Genomic DNA, 16,310 nt, shown 5'->3' on the forward strand with positions numbered 1-16,310 from the left:
CGTACCTTTGGACTTTCTGAAACCCTAACGCTTCAATCACTCCATCGGAATGTCGCAAACAACGATTCAAGAACCGGAAGTAACGCTCGAACTGGCCGAAGAACACGGCCTGAATGCTGAAGAATATGAAATGATTAAATCCCGATTAGGTCGGGTGCCAACCTTCACCGAACTGGGCGTTTATTCCGTGATGTGGAGTGAGCATTGCTCGTACAAAAACTCCATTGTAGAACTCAAAAAGCTTCCTTCTGAAGGAGAAAATTTATTGGTGGGAGCCGGTGAAGAAAATGCCGGGTTGGTTGATTTAGGTGACGGACTCGGATGTGCTTTCAAAATTGAAAGTCATAACCACCCTTCAGCTATTGAACCTTACCAGGGTGCGGCAACAGGAGTGGGTGGTATTCATCGCGATATTTTTACCATGGGAGCCCGCCCGGTGGCAAGTTTGAATTCTCTGCGATTCGGCTCGATGGATAACCCGCGCGTCCGCTATCTGCTGGACGGTGTGGTTCGGGGTATCGGAGATTATGGAAACTCATTCGGAGTACCTGTAATTGCCGGAGAAGTTTGCTTTGATGAAAGTTACGAAGGCAATCCTTTGGTTAATGCCATGAGTATCGGACTGGTGAAAGAAGGCGAGACCGCTTCAGCCATTTCCAAAGGAATTGGGAACCCTGTGATTATTGTAGGGGCAAGCACAGGCCGGGATGGAATTCACGGAGCTACTTTTGCTTCGGAAGAAATCAGTGAAGAAAGTGAAGCCAAGCGACCGAGTGTTCAGGTTGGAGATCCGTTTACCGAAAAGTTGCTGCTTGAAGCCAGCCTCGAAGTATTAAAAACCGGCGCAGTAATTGGCATGCAGGATATGGGAGCGGCCGGTATTGCCTGCTCTACCTCTGAGATGACGGCCAAAGGCGGGCAGGGGATGAAAATTGATTTGGATAAAGTGCCGGCTCGTGAAGACGGGATGACTGCCTATGAACTGCTGCTGTCTGAAAGTCAGGAGCGCATGCTGATTGTGGCTGAAAAAGGCCGCGAGCAGGAAGTGATTGACGTGTATGAAAAGTGGGACCTGCATGGTGTGGTTATTGGGGAAGTGGTAGATACCGAAAATGTAACGTACTGGAAAGGCGGCGAGATCAAAGCCGATATCCCGGCCGACCATCTGGTACTAGGCGGAGGAGCTCCCCGGTATATCCGTGAGACGAAAAAACCGGCTTACCTGGACGAAGTACAGAACTTTGATATCGACTCACTGGATCATCATGACAATTATTCCGAAACCGTAACCCGACTGCTTGGTTCGCCTAATATTGCATCCAAACGGTGGGTACACGAGCAGTATGACACCATGGTTCGGACCAACACGGTAACCGGGCCCGGAGCTTCAGACTCGGGAGTGATTCGCATCAAGGGCAGTAAAAAAGGTTTGGTAGCCAAAACCGACTGTAACGGGCGGTATGTATATCTGAATCCACGTAAAGGAGGACAGATTGCCGTGGCAGAATCGGCACGGAATGTAGTCTGTTCCGGCGCCAAACCCATGGCCATCACCAACTGCCTGAATTTTGGAAATCCCTATAAGCCGGAAGTGTACTGGACCTTTAAGGAAGCATTGGGTGGGATGGCAGATGCTTGTCGTACTCTCAACACCCCGGTAACCGGTGGAAATGTAAGTTTCTACAATGAAAATCCTAACAGCGCGATTTTCCCTTCACCCATCATCGGGATGTTAGGAGTAATTGAAGACGTGGAAAAACATGTAATGACTCCCGGCTTCAAAAAAGAAGGAGATGTCGTTCTCTATATCGGAGCCGACCGAAAAGGACTGGGTGGAAGTGAATATCTTAAAACCATCCATGAGCTCACCACCGGCGATGCCCCGGAAATTGACCTGGATTTTGAAGTGAACTTGCAACAAGCATTATTGACGGCTATTCAAACCGGACTGGTTACAGCTGCTCACGACGTATCCGATGGCGGGCTGGCAATTGCTCTGGCTGAGATGGCTATTTTCGGGAAGAGAGGTGCCGAAGTTTCAGTGGAAACCATGAAAGGCTCAACGCATGAAATTCTATTCAGTGAAGCACAATCAGGAGTGGTTATAACCATTCCGGCTGCCGAATTGCAAACCGCTAAACATCACTTTGAGAAAGCAAACGTACCTATGTTTGAATTAGGTGTGGTTAAAGGGAACAAGCTGGAAATCAAAGATCTGGTTTCGTTAGATGTAGCGGCTGCCGAGAAGACCTATGAAAGCGTTATTCCTGAAGCAATGGAAGCCTGATAAAACATAAGGTTAAGCTGACCGGAAATGAGCTCTTTTGTTAGAAATAGATAGAGCCGCGAGCTTAGGTACGGTAAAGTTCATATCAAGGAATTCTTTTGGGGTGATCCCGATTACTTTCTTGAAATCTTTGATCATATGGCTCTGGTCAAAATAGCCCAAATCATATCCCATTTCCGTGAGGCTTGAGCCGGAAAAAATTAACTGATTGAGTAGGTAATTAAAGCGGATCAGGTTGGCATATTGTTTGGGGGAAAGTCCGGTAGCATGCTTGAAATTCTTCTCGAGGGTAGATTTATGCATCCCGAAAGAGTCACAGAATTTTGAGATAGTAACCCCACCTTGTCTTTTTATCACCTCGGCAATAAAAGCTGAAATAATGTGATCTTGCTTTGGCTCTTTAACCTGACTGACAAGCCAAGAGTTTATCTTCTCAATAATTTTGGGAGCAGATGTATTCTTTAAAGCTTCATCCATGGCAAGGTCAGCCAATTCCGGCATTAGCTGCTGCAGGGGGTATCCGACTTCACTCAATTCTTGCAGGCTAATTCCTGTCAACTGTTGAATGGCTCCCGGTTTGAACCGCATACCCAAACATTTTGTGAATGGTCTTTGATACACCTTTACTGCTTTTCTGAATGCCGGAACCAAGCTACAATATTCAACTAAATGCTTTTCACGGTTCTCTTCATCGTCCCGCAGGTAATTACCGTTCAGCATAAAGATAGCATCCGTGTTACCATCGGGAATGATGAAATCGAAATCCTGCTCAAAGTCATGTGGATGGAGTGTACTTACCCAATAAGATTCCACAAGATAGCTGACAGAAGCCGGCGCGGCATATTCAACATAATCCATAAAATGTGACTCCTCCTATGTTGTTCGTGTATTTCAACGCAAAACAATAGTGAATGTTAGCGAGAAATTCGTCTTTTTTACAAGGGTATTACTAAACAGTTTGTGTATGATAGTGCCAACTTTCAAATAATGATTCTGCTATGAAAATATTACTGACTCTTATAATTATGATTTTGGCAATTACCGGTAATTCATTTGCACAAACAAGTGTACAGGAACTGGAAGCATACTTTGATTTCTGGGTGGGGGAATGGGAACTGTCGTGGACTGATAATCAGGGAAAGGAAGGGGCCGGAACCAACACCATCGAGAGAATATTGGACGGAGTGGTTATTCAGGAAAACTTTATGGCTACAGAAGGTGCCCTTGAAGGATATAAAGGCCGGAGTGTATCGGTTTATAACCCGCAGCGACAATCCTGGCATCAGGCCTGGGTAGATAATCAGGGTGGTTATATTGACCTAAAGGGATCGGTTGATGGCAATCAACGAATATTTCAAACAGCCGAACGACCGGGACCACAGGGAGGTACCATCATTAACCGAATGGTATTTTATGATATCAATAAAGATTCTTTTACCTGGGATTGGGAATCATCTCAGGATGGAGGAGAGAGCTGGTCGCTCAACTGGAGAATATTTTATCAACGGGTGAAATGAACAGAAAAACATTCAAAATAGTAACTCAAGCATTGCTTGTTGTACTAATTTTTAGCTGCACAGTTAAGCAGGGAGATGAAAAAAAGCTCAAAGAAGTAAGTTTTTTAACTTCTGACTCAGTCAAAATATTCGGTAACCTTTATATAGAAAACTCAGGTTCTCCATTGATTTTATTATTTCATCAAGGTGGATCGAATTCAAGAGCAGAGTATAATCCAATCATCCCTAAGTTACACAAGGAAGGCTATAACATCCTGGCAATAGACCAGCGATTGGGCGGACAAACATATGGTATGTACAACCGAACCATAGCCAAGTTTAAAACTAACCCCCACACCTACTGTGATGCGTATAAAGATCTTGAAGCTGCACTTAATTATGTAAAAAGTAGCTCGCAATTTTCAGGTGATATCATTGCATGGGGAAGCAGTTACAGTGGTACATTGGCTATTCAGTTAGGAGCCAAAAACGATTCACTCATTAAAGGAGTCATTGCATTCTCGCCGGCTTCGGGAGGACCGATGGCACCCTGTAAGCCGGATGAATATTTGAAAAATATGGAAATGCCTGTATTGGTGGTGAGACCAAAAAGTGAAGCAGAAATTGAAAGTGTTAAGGATCAATTAAGAATAGTTAATGAAAGTGGACATCAGTTTTACCTGGCTGAAAATGGAGTTCATGGGTCTTCATTGCTGGTACAAAAAAGGGTTGGGCACGATGTAGAAGAGAGCTGGAATGTAATTCTGGATTTCATTTCAGAAACTACGGGCTATAATAACTGACAGAATATGTTAATGTAAAATCAACGATTACTTGCTTGTACTATGAATCATACTTTAATTTTACTGATAACAATCATTGGCTTGTTCCCTATCAGCAGCGATACCCCGGATGCTTTCTGTGAGAATAGTAGTTACTTACTCAGGCAAAGCCAGAATGCTCACGATCCGAACAATGAATGGGCAGGTGCCATCTTAAATATTCACATTCAGGAACCCAGGTTGCAGAACCCTCAGCGCTATTCCATTCTGACATTAAATAACAAGACAGGGTATTTCAGTTTTATTCGGGATTCTGAGGTTGGAAAGGTTGAACGTATTATCGATGAAGAAGGAAACCCAAAGGTTTTGCTAAACGGTTCAACCCAGATAGTTGAAGATACAGTAAATGAATACCGCTTGGGAGAAGATCGAAATGCAGGCTACCGTTCGTTTTATGAATTAATGTATGGATTGCCGATGTCAGTGACTGAAGAGATGTGGGCAAGTATTGAAGATGCAGAACTATTATCCCTGGAAGGACAGGAAGTTTATAAAGTGAGGCTCGAGCTGAAGCAAGCGATGATAAGCAAGCACTGGGTACTTTATTTTGATAAGAACAAGTATTCCCTTGCTGCCCTGAAATTTGATCACTCTGAAGATTCAAACCGCCCGGATGAAATCATCATGTTTGACGGGGAGTATAAGCTTGGTGAAATCACGATCCCGAGGTTCCGGCACTGGTATCATATGGAGAGCGGGGAATACAGAGGGAGCGATGTGATCTTGAAGGAGCCGTCCGATAATTAACGGAACGAATATTCGTGTATTCCACTTTTCCATGATGACTATTTATCAAGAAAGATTATCACATTATGGAAAACAAAATTGTACTCATCGTAGGCGGATCAGGTGGTATTGGAAGTGCAACGGCAAAGCGATTTGCGAATGAAGGTGCCAAGGTAGTTCTGGCCTCACGTAACAAAGCCAACGTCGAAAAAGTAGCCCAAAATATTAATGATAACGGTGGAGAAGCCTTTGCAATCGAAGTGGATGCTACCAACGAAGGCTCAGTACAACGCATGGCTGATGAAATTACCAATCAGTTGGGTAAAATCGATGTACTTATTAACGCATTCGGGCAGGGAATTATACAGCCTTTTCCGGATATCAATCCTGCTGATGCCAAAGAAATAATCGACACCAACGTATACGGTACCTACCTGGTTACCCAAACGGTCATGAAAAATATGAACCAGGATGAACCGACATCGGTCGTCATGTTTCCCGGCACCATGGGGAAATATGTCATGAAAAATGCATCTGTTTACGCCGCATCTAAATTTGCCATACAGGGGTTCACCAAAGCTTTGGTTGAGGAGCAGCGAAGAGGAAATACAAAATTTTCTCTATTATATCTTGGCGGAGTAGATACGCCTTTTTGGGACGATGAGAGGGTAAATATGAAAGTCAGAAAAGACATGATGCTCACCCCCGATGAAGTAGCTGAAGCGGTGTTCTATGCCGTAAATCAACCCTCCGGTTCGGTTATGAACGAGGTGGTAATTCAACCGGAATCACACCAGTTAGTGTGATAAGGTAATTCAGGCACGTTCGTAGAAATCAAAAGCTGATTTATAAAGCTGAACGATCACTTTATATAAGTGAATTCTTTCAACATCTGCTCAGTACTAAATAGGTTAAAACCTAAGAATACAGTAATGTTGAATCAGACTACAGCTCTTCTGATCTTATATATGTTGCTGTACTATATTAATTCTTGTAGTCAATAGTGAAATCAGGATACAAGACAAGTGGACTGTATTGAGTACTATTTACGCTCACTTAATTTCAAATAAATGAATAAGCTGAACAAGTTTTTAGAAAAGTATTCAAGCTACGGCGAGGTATTCATACGCATCATGCTGGGTTTCCACCTCATATATGGAACACAAGACAATGTATTTTCCTGGGACCGAATGCTGGAATTTTCTGAGTTCCTGGCCAGTTTTGGCTTTCCGGTACCGCTGCTTTCGGATGTAGTATCCGTTTATGCCCAATTCCTAAGTGGTATTATGTACATAATCGGGTTTCACATTCGGATAGCGGCACTGGTCATGGTATTCAATTTCACCGTTGCTATACTGATGGTACACATCGGTGATAGCTATCCCGGAATGTTTCCTGCCCTGGTGATGCTTCTCGGTTCTTTATACTTGCTGCTCAATGGCAGTAAAGTACTTACCATCAAATAAAAGAGATGTCACTATGCTGTTAATCAGCAACCGGACATTTATCCAGTGAGGTTTTATAAGCCTTCTCAAGTATATCCAGTCCTTCATCAATCTGGTCTTGGGTGATCGTAAGTGGCGGACGGAAACGTACGGTATTGGATCCACAGGAAAGGATCATCAAGCCGTTGTTTACACATTCTTTGATTACTGCATCGCGGGAGTGACCATCCGGCAGGTCAACGGCGCAGAATAGTCCTTTTCCGCGTGGATTGGTAAAATGCTCGTGCTGGTCGGCAAGGGCCTCCAGTCGGGTTTGCAGATAATTACCGACGGTGGCTGCATTATCAACCAGATTCTCTTCTTCTATTACATCCAGAATGCGCCCGAAGCGAACCATATCCACCAGGTTACCGCCCCATGTAGAATTAATCCGGGATGAAACATGAAAGCAGTTGGTTTCAACTTCATCCACTCGTTTTCCGGCAAGAATACCGCACACCTGGGCTTTCTTTCCAAAAGCAAGGATGTCGGGTTTCACGTAATGCTCGTGAGCCCAGAATTTTCCGGTCATGCCAACCCCGGTTTGTACTTCATCGTAGATGAGCAGGGCTTCATGTTTGTCAGCCAAATCCCGAAGCGCCTGGTGGAATTCCGGACGGAAATGACGATCGCCGCCCTCTCCCTGAATCGGTTCAATTAAAATGCAGGCAATGTCATCTTTGAACTGCTCAAAATAACGTTCGGCCTGAGCGATGGCTAAGTCTTCCTGAGAAGCGGTATGCTGTATATTTTCTTTGGTGGCAGGATAGGTCATAGCAGGACTGATAACCCGCGGCCAGTCGAATTTTGGGAAATACTTAACTTTGTTGGGAACCGTATTTGTTACCGAAAGGGTATAGCCGGAGCGGCCGTGAAACGCTTTTTCAAAGTGAAGTACTTTATGCCCTTTTTCTTCCCGGTATCCCTTTTCAAAATTCTTCTGCACTTTCCAGTCGAAGGCAACTTTCATGGCGTTTTCAACAGCTAACGCTCCACCGGATATGAAAAAGGAGTAGGGCATGTAATCGGGAATTCCGACGCGGTCAAAAGATTCCATAAACTCGGCCATATCCTGTGTGTAGATGTCGGAATTGGAAGGTTTATTGATGGCGACGCGTCCCAATTTGGCTAAAAAATCATCATCCTGAGCCAGTTTGGGGTGGTTCATCCCTAAAGGATTGGAAGCAAAGAATGTAAAGAAATCAAGATAGCGCTTCCCTGATTTGGAATCGTACAGATAAGGTCCTTCGCTTTCCTCAAGGTCAAGTACCATTTCGTAACCATCGGTAAGCATATGTTTACTTAACACGGATCGAACCTGATCAGGGGTGATTGTCATACTATCTCGCATTGTTAGCTCCTGCTGTAAATTTCACGTTTCTTGGAAGCTACCAAATAGAGCGTTTTGCCTCAATAGCTTTTAAATACACTAAAGTTAGAAATGCCCATTGTATGGCTGATGACGGTGCACGAAGCAGGAGGCTAATCTTCTTTTTTACAATCGGTAAAAATTTGGGGTGCTTATTCTGAAGAAAGGTTAAATAACAAAACTCCTTCCTATAAAGAATTGCCAAAACTCTGTAGTATTCAGTATTGACTAAAATACTTAGTACGTGAATGTAGCTATTCAACATATGCCGTATTGGAGACTGCAGGTTTTGGCTTCTTTTCCTCTACATATATATGAATGATTACTCCTGTTTAATAAAATATTAAATACAGGGTGCTCTCAGGATCATTTTTAAAATTAAGGACACCAGCCCATCGGCACCTGTACAGTTTCTGAAAGTGTTCGATGCTCAACTAATATCTGAACCTCAGTTTGAGGGTTATTTTTAAAGCCCCCTTCTGTGCCAAGCTCAGCTTCGCCATTCACTACTGAGTATGTGGCAGTGTGTGCCAGTGAGTATTTTACTCCATTACTGAGAGTGACAATGGGGTTAAGTCTTCTGAAGTATAACCCCCGGGTAGATTGGCTGGGAATACATTCAAGGACTACTTCCATGGATTCCGGCTCAGGGTTTTTCATGGGGCTAAAGAAAGCCGCTAAAGGCAGATGTATTCGCTGAAGCCAGTCGGACTGAATATGTGCTCCACTTGGAACTTCATAGTAAAAATTGTTTTGCCCGGGAGTAACACCGTGTTGATCGAGTTCTCTATACAGAGGAACATAGTAATTCCATTCATTGGTGCCGATGTCGAACCAGAATTTTTGTTCTGAATCATAAGACCCTTCAACCTCGGAAAAGATGCTGTAATCAGCTACCCACAGTGAACCGGAAAGTCCGGCTGAATATTTTATTTTATCAGGGAATGTAAGCCCCATCCAGGTTGAGATTAGTCCGCCTAATGAAGCTCCCAAGATGGCAACTTCAGTGGTATCGATGGAATAATTTTCGTCCATGTAAGGAATCACATAATCAAATATGCCTTGTGCATATTCAGAGGCATCAGGAGTATATGGCCCCCAGTTTGTGGTAATCCACCGGTCATCATAGGGAATGTACCAATTCATTCGCTGCCCCTGATTGTAGATGGCTGCGGCAACAACCGGCCTGATTTTTTGATCCGATATCAGATCTTGTAACACCCGGTCCATATTCCAGGAGCCCCCACCGAACATGTCTTCCCCATCATTTAGTAAAAGTAAAGGGTAGGGAGTATCCGGATCATAATCTTCAGGAATAAAAACCTCGATGATCATTCCATTACTCAGGCGAAACTTCTTATCCCATGATGTGCCCGGTTGTTCGTTTCTATCAGTTGAAGCCGGGGTTGAACACCCCAATGTGATACCCGAGAAACAAAGGACTAGTAATATTAAACATAAATGTCTAATCAGCATGGCAGTATCGGTTTGAGGTTAACGAAAATCAGTGTATTCGGTTTACATGGTAATGAACCCATGGTTGCTTAGCTCAGGGCTAAAAATGGAGTGACATTTTTTGTGGATGAAAAGGGATTCATGAAGAAGAAATGCACCATCGCAGAAAAGCTAACGATTATACTTATCAGGCCCATAACTTCATCATAGGAAGGTGAACGTTCATCCTGAAAAATAGAGAAGTATAGCCGGGGACCATTAACTTACCGAAAAATTATACAGACCAGTTGCGATGACTCAATCACTAAAGCTCTTTACGCTCATCACCTTTTTACTAGTATCGGTGAATGTAACCGCTCAATCTTATGTAGAAATTTATAATGAAGGGCAGGAAGCTCTAAAGAACGGGGATGTTCAAACATTCAGAGAACGTATGGTGCGCGCCAACAAGCTTCGCCCAAATCATCCGGTTATCATGTACAACCTTGCCAAAGGGCACATGTTGAACAATGAGAACCGGCAAGCTTTTCAAACCCTTGAAGTGTTGATACATTTCTATGCTTCTCCGTCAATATTAGATACGTCAGAGTTCAGCATTCTTAAAATTTTACCTGAGTGGGAGGAACTGTCAAAAGCCGCATCGGAAAAACAAAGAACCACTATCACCAGTGAGGTAGCCTTTGAATTTGATAAGCCGGGTTTTCATCCTGAAGGAATAGCCTATGATGGGGAAACCGGAGATTTTTACCTGACAGACATAAGAGAAGGATTGATTTACAGGTTCAATCCAAAAGTGGAAGAACTTGGGTTGTTCGTGGATTTGAAAGAATCGGGATATTGGTCGGCATTGGGAGTTGCCATCGATCCGGTTGATTCTGACATACTCTGGGTTACTTCTTCTGTAATGCCCCAATTTTCTGACTACCATGAGGAGATTGACGGGAAGTCTGCCGTGTTGAAAATCAACAAAAAAACCGGGCAGGTAATCAAAAGTTTTCAACCGAAAGGCGAGCGGATTTTTGGTGACCTGACCATCACTGACGATGGTATTGTATATATATCAGATAGTAGAAACCCTGAGGTATTTACCATTGACAGTAATGACGCATTGAAAGTAGTGTATCAACATGAAGGATGGTGGAACCTGCAGGGGTTGGCCTTCTCCGATGACGAGAAATTTTTATACCTGTCGGATTACATCACCGGAGTGTACAGCATTGAAATAAGCTCAGGAACAATTCGGCCGATAATGGATGAAAATGAATGGCTGAGGGGAGGAGATGGCATTTACCAAAAAGGCGGGTTGCTAACTGTTCTTCAAAATGGGACTACGCCAAAAAGAGTGGCTCAGATTCGGTTGGATGACAAGGGAAAGGCAATGGCTGAGACCCTGGTTTTCCCAGATCAAGCCCGGGAAGATATCAATGAGCCAACGCTGGGCACTTGGGTAAATAATGATTTGTACTATATTGGGAACAGCCCCTGGGGGTACTACGGTGAAGACAGAAATCCTGTACTGGATAAATGGCCGATACTCAAAATATTCAAACTTAAAACACAGCCGGCAAGCCCATGAGGTTTAACACCCTGAAAAACAGACTTATCATTTCCTTTGTGCTGGCGATGCCGTCGTACACCTTCTTGTATTTGATAAGGGGGTATGACTTTGCAGATATGACCCTGTATTCGCATGTGGAGTATTCCATTGCTGTTTTTATCATACTGATTGCCCTTTTTGAAGTGCATACCCTGAAAAGCCACCGGCTGGAAGCTTGGCTGCCCTGGCAGCAAAAAATTCCACAGCGATTGTGGTCTGAAATTGCATTAACAGCCCTATTAACACCGGCAATTGTAACCCCTGTTATGGTGCTGTTGTATCAAACCCTGTGGGATATGAGCGTTTGGTTTCCCGGGATGATAGAGTACAATCTCTTTGCCCTTAGTTTCTCGCTTTCTATCGGGGCCTTTGTAAATGCGGATGTGATTATAAAGGAGTGGAAGAAATCGTTATTGGAAAATGAGATCCTTGAAAAGGAAAATGCAAAAGCAAGGTTAAGTGTACTTCAGGCGCAGATAAGTCCTCATTTTTTATTCAATAACTTCAACGTACTGAACGCCTTAATTGACGAAGATCCGAAATTGGCTCAAAAATACCTGGATGCGCTCAGCGATATTTACCGGTATGTACTGAATCAAAAAAATGAAGAGCTTGTTTTATTGCAGGATGAAATTGAGTTCATTAAAAAATATCTGTTCCTGCTCCGAATTCGGTTTAATGAAAAGCTTACTTGCACGATTTCCGTAAACGGGCACGGCGATTACAGGGTACCATCGGCCACGCTTCAGATTTTGGTTGAAAATGCGGTAAAACACAACGAGATTTCTTCCCGTCATCCTTTGGAGATTTCAATCAAGGTAAAGGATGATGAACAGCTTGAGGTTCGAAATAATCTTCAACCCAAAAAGAGTTCCGTTAAAAGCACCGAAGTAGGATTGAAAAATATTTCGGACAGGTATAAATACTTTACGAACAAACCGGTGCATATTGAGAAAAATGAGCATGAGTTTGTGGTTCAGATACCCATACTAAAAATGAATGCGTGATGAAGATTCTTATTTGTGAGGATGAAGCACCTGCCAGCAAGCAGATTTCAAAACATATAAAGGCCGTACACGAAGATGCAGAGATCGTCGCTGCTGTAGAAACAGGCGAAGAAGCGTTATCCGCAATCAGAAAGCATGAGTTGGATTTAATCTTTATGGATGTGGAACTGGCAGACGGCCCCTGCTTCGAGACGCTGGATAAGATCGAGATTAATACCCCCATCATATTCACTACGGCCTACGATGAATATGCACTGAAAGCATTTAAGCTGAACAGTATTGAGTACCTGGTAAAGCCTATTTCGCGGGATGATGTAGCCAGGGGATTTGAAAAATATAAGCGGGTAAAAAAGACATTTGAGGAAGGCCCGGCTTTTACCTTCACCAAAGAAATACTGACTGAAAATAACTACAAAGACCGGTTCCTGGTGAAGCTGGGAAGGAAGCTGTTTCCATTGCGGGTCAACGACATTGCCTATTTTATGGCCAGTGATAAGTTGGTTTGGCTGGTCACGAATGAGAAGAAAAAATATATCATCAATTTTACCCTAACCGAGCTTGAAGAAATGCTGAATCCTGAACTGTTTTTCAGGCTGAACCGGCAGTTTATCGCGCACATCAATTCAGTAAAAGACCTGGAACCTTACTTCAAAGGACAAGTTACGGTAAACCTTACCCCTCCGGTAGAAGACGAAATCATCATCAGCCGAAATAAAACACCTGAGCTAAAAGAGTGGCTCGGGGTGTAGCTACCACTAAAAAGCCGGAAAGTCACTTATCTTTTTTTATATGATACGCTGTTAAGCCTGATCTGATATTACTCATATTTGTAACAATGTGTTTTTTACATTTCCTTAACCCTTGCCGGCATAAACTTTGAAATTATTACAGTATATATAAGTCCGGTATTCAAAGAGGTGGTTAGTATTATGAGATTTACTTCAGGTATTCTGTTTTTCATTTTATTTAGTTTACTGAGCTCCCCATTCCTGTACGCACAGCCCGACTCCATTTTGCGTTTCATTGTTCAGGAAGAGAGCGGCCAGCCTATTGTAAGTGCAAACGTCTTGTTGTTTGAAGCTGAGGAAGAAGACTACACCGACTATGGCGTTACCAGCCGTGATGGGTTTGTAGAATTTCGGGGCCTTAAAGCAGGACGGTACAGAATCGAAATTTCCTTTGTCGGTTTTAAAACCTTTGAGGAGTTTTTTGAAGTAGAAGAAGGAGAGACGGCCATTCATCGTATTTCCATGGAGGAAAGCATCGGTGAATTGCAGGAGCTTGAAGTGGTCGAAAAGGGTGCGAAGACGGGAATGGCAGGGATAACCCGCATCCGTGCAGAAGATATTTCGAGAGTTCCGTCGGCCAGCCTTGAAGGTGATTTAATGGCATATATCGAAACCATGCCCGGAGTGGTGAGTACCGGCGACCAGGGAGGGGATTTATACATCAGGGGAGGAACCCCCTCACAGAACCTTGTTTTGGTAGATAATATACCGCTGGTAAAGCCCTTCCATATTTCGAACTTATTCTCTGCCTTTCCTGAAAAAGCCGTTAATAATGTGTCGGTGATGGCCGGTGGTTTTGACAACAGCTACATGAACAGCACCTCTGCCGTTATTGATGTAAACCTGAAAACCGGGAACCTTCAAAGGTTCGCAGGCAGTGCTTCGTTAAGCCCGTATTTATCAACCGTGTTTATTGAAACCCCACTGCAAAAAGGAGTGTCTTCGTTATTTGTAAGTGGCCGGGCCTCAACTATAAATCAGTTTTCCGGGTATTTGGGATCCGATGAAAAAGACATGCAGTTCTACGATATCATTTCCAGGTACACCCTTCAGGGTAAAAAATTTAACTGCAGTTTGAGCGCTATTTATACCGAAGATGAGGGACGGATTAACACCCGTCGTAATACCCGGCTGGGATGGACAAATACCGGAGCGGGTATCCGCTGTTTTGGCTTCGATGAAATGTTTGCCCATCCTTTTGAAGTCTCTCTGGGATATTCAGGATTTTCGAATACGGAGGGTAATGAATCCGGAATTGAACGAAATTCAAGAGTTGATCAGGGGTACCTTCGGGTCGACATGCAAGAGGAAGTGGCAAACCTGACTTTTGATTATGGAGTGAATGTCTGGTATCAAAGCTTTAGCGGGCAGGCAAACGAACTCTTTACTTCCTTTGATGAGGGAATTGAAGGCATTTCGGCAATCATACAGCTTTACCTGAAAACCAAATGGCAGGTTACGCCCCGCCTGATTTTAGAGCCCGGGGCCGGCACTCAGATCACGCTGAATTATTCATCCGGGCTGGAGCCCCGCTTAAGGGTGCAATACAATCCGTTCAATAATAACCGAACAGAGTTTAGTATAGCAACGGGTTTATATTCTCAGACACTGGAAGGCATAACAGATCCCCGGGACGCGGGCTCCACCTTCACCTTGTATTCACCCACAGGGTATAATGATCCTCTGCAAAAGGCCTTTCACAGTATTTTTTCCTGGAGAAATCGTTTTGGCCGAAACTGGACCACAAACATGGAAGTGTATTATAAAAAACACACCAACATACCGGTTCCGCGCTGGTCACAAACAGTAGGCCTGGAAACAGAAACGGTTCGGGCCGAGGGAAATACCTACGGTGCCGATTTCAGGCTGGAGTATAGCAATGGTCCCATATTCTGGTATGTAGGATACGGATTTGGGGAGGTGGAGTACACAGCTCAGGGTGCCGATTTGGAAAGATGGCTGGGAGAGGAATTACAGAGTTATAATCCGGGTCATGATCAGCGGCATAAAGTTAATACACTGATTAATTATAAGTTCAAAGGCTTTGACTTAAGCTTTAACTGGGAATTTGGAAGCGGGTTTCCCTACACACAAATTTATGCTACAGACCTGCGGCTTGATGTTCCATATGATGACCCCACCAAAACACCCGGTTTAGGTGCAGCCTATTACGATAAACCCTACGGAAAACGACTTCCTGTTTACCATCGTCTGGACGTTTCATTAAAAAAATATTTCGATCTGTCCCCATCGGTTAGGCTGGGCAGCGAAATTGGGGCTATTAATGCCTACGATCAGGACAATATTTTTTATGTGGATATAGTGGAATATGAGGTGGTAAACCAAACCGGTGTGCTGCCTTATTTATCCCTGAGCGTAAACTTTAACTGATGGGTGAAAGAATGAACGCTGTTAAAAATACTTGTCTGCTGCTTGTGCTGCTGATCTTATCTCTTTCATGTGATACTTCTATCGTACCCATCACAGGCGGAGATCAACAATATTCTATTTACGGCCCACTCAATATTGCCGAATCTCCGAATTATATTCGTGTTCATAACAGTAAGGCTGTGTTGAATGCCGATGCCACATTACCATTGAATGTGACTATGGAGATTACCAACCTGAATTCCGGATTTGCTGAAATACTGGATGACAGGCTGGTTCAATTCAGGGGTATCTATACCCATAATTTCAGAATTGATATGCCTATAGAGTTCGATACCCGCTATAGGGTTGAGCTTGAGGATTTAGAGACCGGCGTCACATCAAGTCTGGTAACTGTGACAACCAAGCAATCTGAGATTACGATTCTTGAGGATAGCGTGGGTTGTAATTCCCCATTCAGAATTCAATTGTCCAATATAGATTTAGAGGCCGGTGAACGCCTTGATACTGAAGTAGCTGTGAAGATCGGAGATGATTGGAGGTGGACACCCAGAATTGTAAACAGGGTTTATGATGATGAGGCCAAGACGCTGATTCTGTCCTGGACTCCAAATGAAATTTCCAGTTATATAATGGGGCCGTTAGATTTTCTTGAGTGCTGCGAATTTACCAGTAAGAAAATTCAATTCCGGTTTACTCATATTGGCTACGTTGAAGGAAATGAGGATGCCTCTTTGCCGGATTCGTCAGAATACAACGGGAATTCTGCCAATAAAAAGATCGTGCTTAGTAAATATTCTGATGAGGCAGAGATTCAGATAAACCCGTGTTTAAATGAAAGCAGTCCGGTGGCCTGTAGTTTTAATTAATT

Annotated in this window: 14 protein-coding genes; 11 read left to right on the top strand and 3 right to left on the bottom strand. The window is 43.6% G+C overall.

Annotated elements, in window-relative coordinates:
* Positions 1 to 49 precede the first annotated feature (49 nt).
* Positions 50 to 2,287 (top strand): phosphoribosylformylglycinamidine synthase subunit PurL, encoded by a 2,238-nt coding sequence (purL, locus tag ABFW99_RS11780; protein ID WP_349354215.1) that lies wholly within the window; start codon positions 50 to 52, stop codon positions 2,285 to 2,287.
* A gap of 12 nt (positions 2,288 to 2,299) precedes the next feature.
* Here the strand turns inward: purL and ABFW99_RS11785 are convergent, their stop codons facing one another.
* Positions 2,300 to 3,145, bottom strand: coding sequence for a helix-turn-helix transcriptional regulator (locus tag ABFW99_RS11785; RefSeq protein WP_349354216.1), 846 nt, complete (start codon positions 3,143 to 3,145; stop codon positions 2,300 to 2,302).
* Positions 3,146 to 3,285: 140 nt separating this feature from the next.
* Here ABFW99_RS11785 and ABFW99_RS11790 point away from each other — a divergent pair, with 140 nt between their 5' ends.
* The 5 genes from ABFW99_RS11790 to ABFW99_RS11810 all read left to right on the top strand — a co-directional run bounded on the left by ABFW99_RS11790 (position 3,286) and on the right by ABFW99_RS11810 (position 6,817).
* Positions 3,286 to 3,804: a DUF1579 family protein gene (locus ABFW99_RS11790; RefSeq protein ID WP_349354217.1), complete on the top strand. Its 519-nt coding sequence runs from the start codon at positions 3,286 to 3,288 to the stop codon at positions 3,802 to 3,804.
* Positions 3,801 to 4,586 (top strand): alpha/beta hydrolase family protein, encoded by a 786-nt coding sequence (locus tag ABFW99_RS11795; protein ID WP_349354218.1) that lies wholly within the window; start codon positions 3,801 to 3,803, stop codon positions 4,584 to 4,586. Before ABFW99_RS11790 ends, ABFW99_RS11795 begins: the two co-directional genes overlap by 4 nt.
* Positions 4,587 to 4,628: 42 nt before the next feature.
* The gene (locus ABFW99_RS11800) at positions 4,629 to 5,372 is read left to right on the top strand and encodes a hypothetical protein (RefSeq protein WP_349354219.1); all 744 of its coding nucleotides are present in this window, start codon (positions 4,629 to 4,631) and stop codon (positions 5,370 to 5,372) included.
* A 65-nt stretch (positions 5,373 to 5,437) separates the two neighbouring features.
* Entirely contained in the window at positions 5,438 to 6,157 is a 720-nt protein-coding gene (locus ABFW99_RS11805; protein ID WP_349354220.1) for an SDR family oxidoreductase, read from the top strand.
* Positions 6,158 to 6,421: 264 nt separating this feature from the next.
* Entirely contained in the window at positions 6,422 to 6,817 is a 396-nt protein-coding gene (locus ABFW99_RS11810; RefSeq protein WP_349354221.1) for a DoxX family protein, read from the top strand.
* A gap of 19 nt (positions 6,818 to 6,836) precedes the next feature.
* On the opposite strand, the gene lat is transcribed toward ABFW99_RS11810, so the two are convergent.
* Positions 6,837 to 8,174, bottom strand: a complete 1,338-nt coding sequence (gene lat, locus ABFW99_RS11815; protein ID WP_349354222.1) for an L-lysine 6-transaminase — start codon at positions 8,172 to 8,174, stop codon at positions 6,837 to 6,839.
* Between the two features lie 408 nt (positions 8,175 to 8,582).
* A complete protein-coding gene (locus ABFW99_RS11820) occupies positions 8,583 to 9,623 on the bottom strand; it encodes an alpha/beta hydrolase (RefSeq protein ID WP_440707502.1) in 1,041 nt (346 codons plus the stop codon).
* A gap of 328 nt (positions 9,624 to 9,951) precedes the next feature.
* Between ABFW99_RS11820 and ABFW99_RS11825 the strand changes: the two genes are divergently transcribed.
* From ABFW99_RS11825 to ABFW99_RS11845, 5 genes are all read left to right on the top strand, one after another.
* Positions 9,952 to 11,235 (top strand): SMP-30/gluconolactonase/LRE family protein, encoded by a 1,284-nt coding sequence (locus ABFW99_RS11825; RefSeq protein WP_349354224.1) that lies wholly within the window; start codon positions 9,952 to 9,954, stop codon positions 11,233 to 11,235.
* Positions 11,232 to 12,263, top strand: coding sequence for a sensor histidine kinase (locus ABFW99_RS11830; protein WP_349354225.1), 1,032 nt, complete (start codon positions 11,232 to 11,234; stop codon positions 12,261 to 12,263). Before ABFW99_RS11825 ends, ABFW99_RS11830 begins: the two co-directional genes overlap by 4 nt.
* Positions 12,263 to 13,012: a LytR/AlgR family response regulator transcription factor gene (locus tag ABFW99_RS11835; protein WP_349354226.1), complete on the top strand. Its 750-nt coding sequence runs from the start codon at positions 12,263 to 12,265 to the stop codon at positions 13,010 to 13,012. The genes ABFW99_RS11830 and ABFW99_RS11835 overlap by 1 nt, the downstream gene beginning before the upstream one ends.
* Before the next feature lie 180 nt (positions 13,013 to 13,192).
* Positions 13,193 to 15,442 (top strand): TonB-dependent receptor, encoded by a 2,250-nt coding sequence (locus ABFW99_RS11840; protein WP_349354227.1) that lies wholly within the window; start codon positions 13,193 to 13,195, stop codon positions 15,440 to 15,442.
* Between the two features lie 11 nt (positions 15,443 to 15,453).
* On the top strand, positions 15,454 to 16,308 hold the full coding sequence (locus ABFW99_RS11845) for a hypothetical protein (protein ID WP_349354228.1): 855 nt from the start codon (positions 15,454 to 15,456) through the stop codon (positions 16,306 to 16,308).
* Positions 16,309 to 16,310: the final 2 nt, after the last annotated feature.

Origin of the sequence: Gracilimonas sp. BCB1 (assembly GCF_040117685.2) — a bacterium.
Classification (GTDB): Bacteria; Bacteroidota; Rhodothermia; order Balneolales; family Balneolaceae; genus Gracilimonas.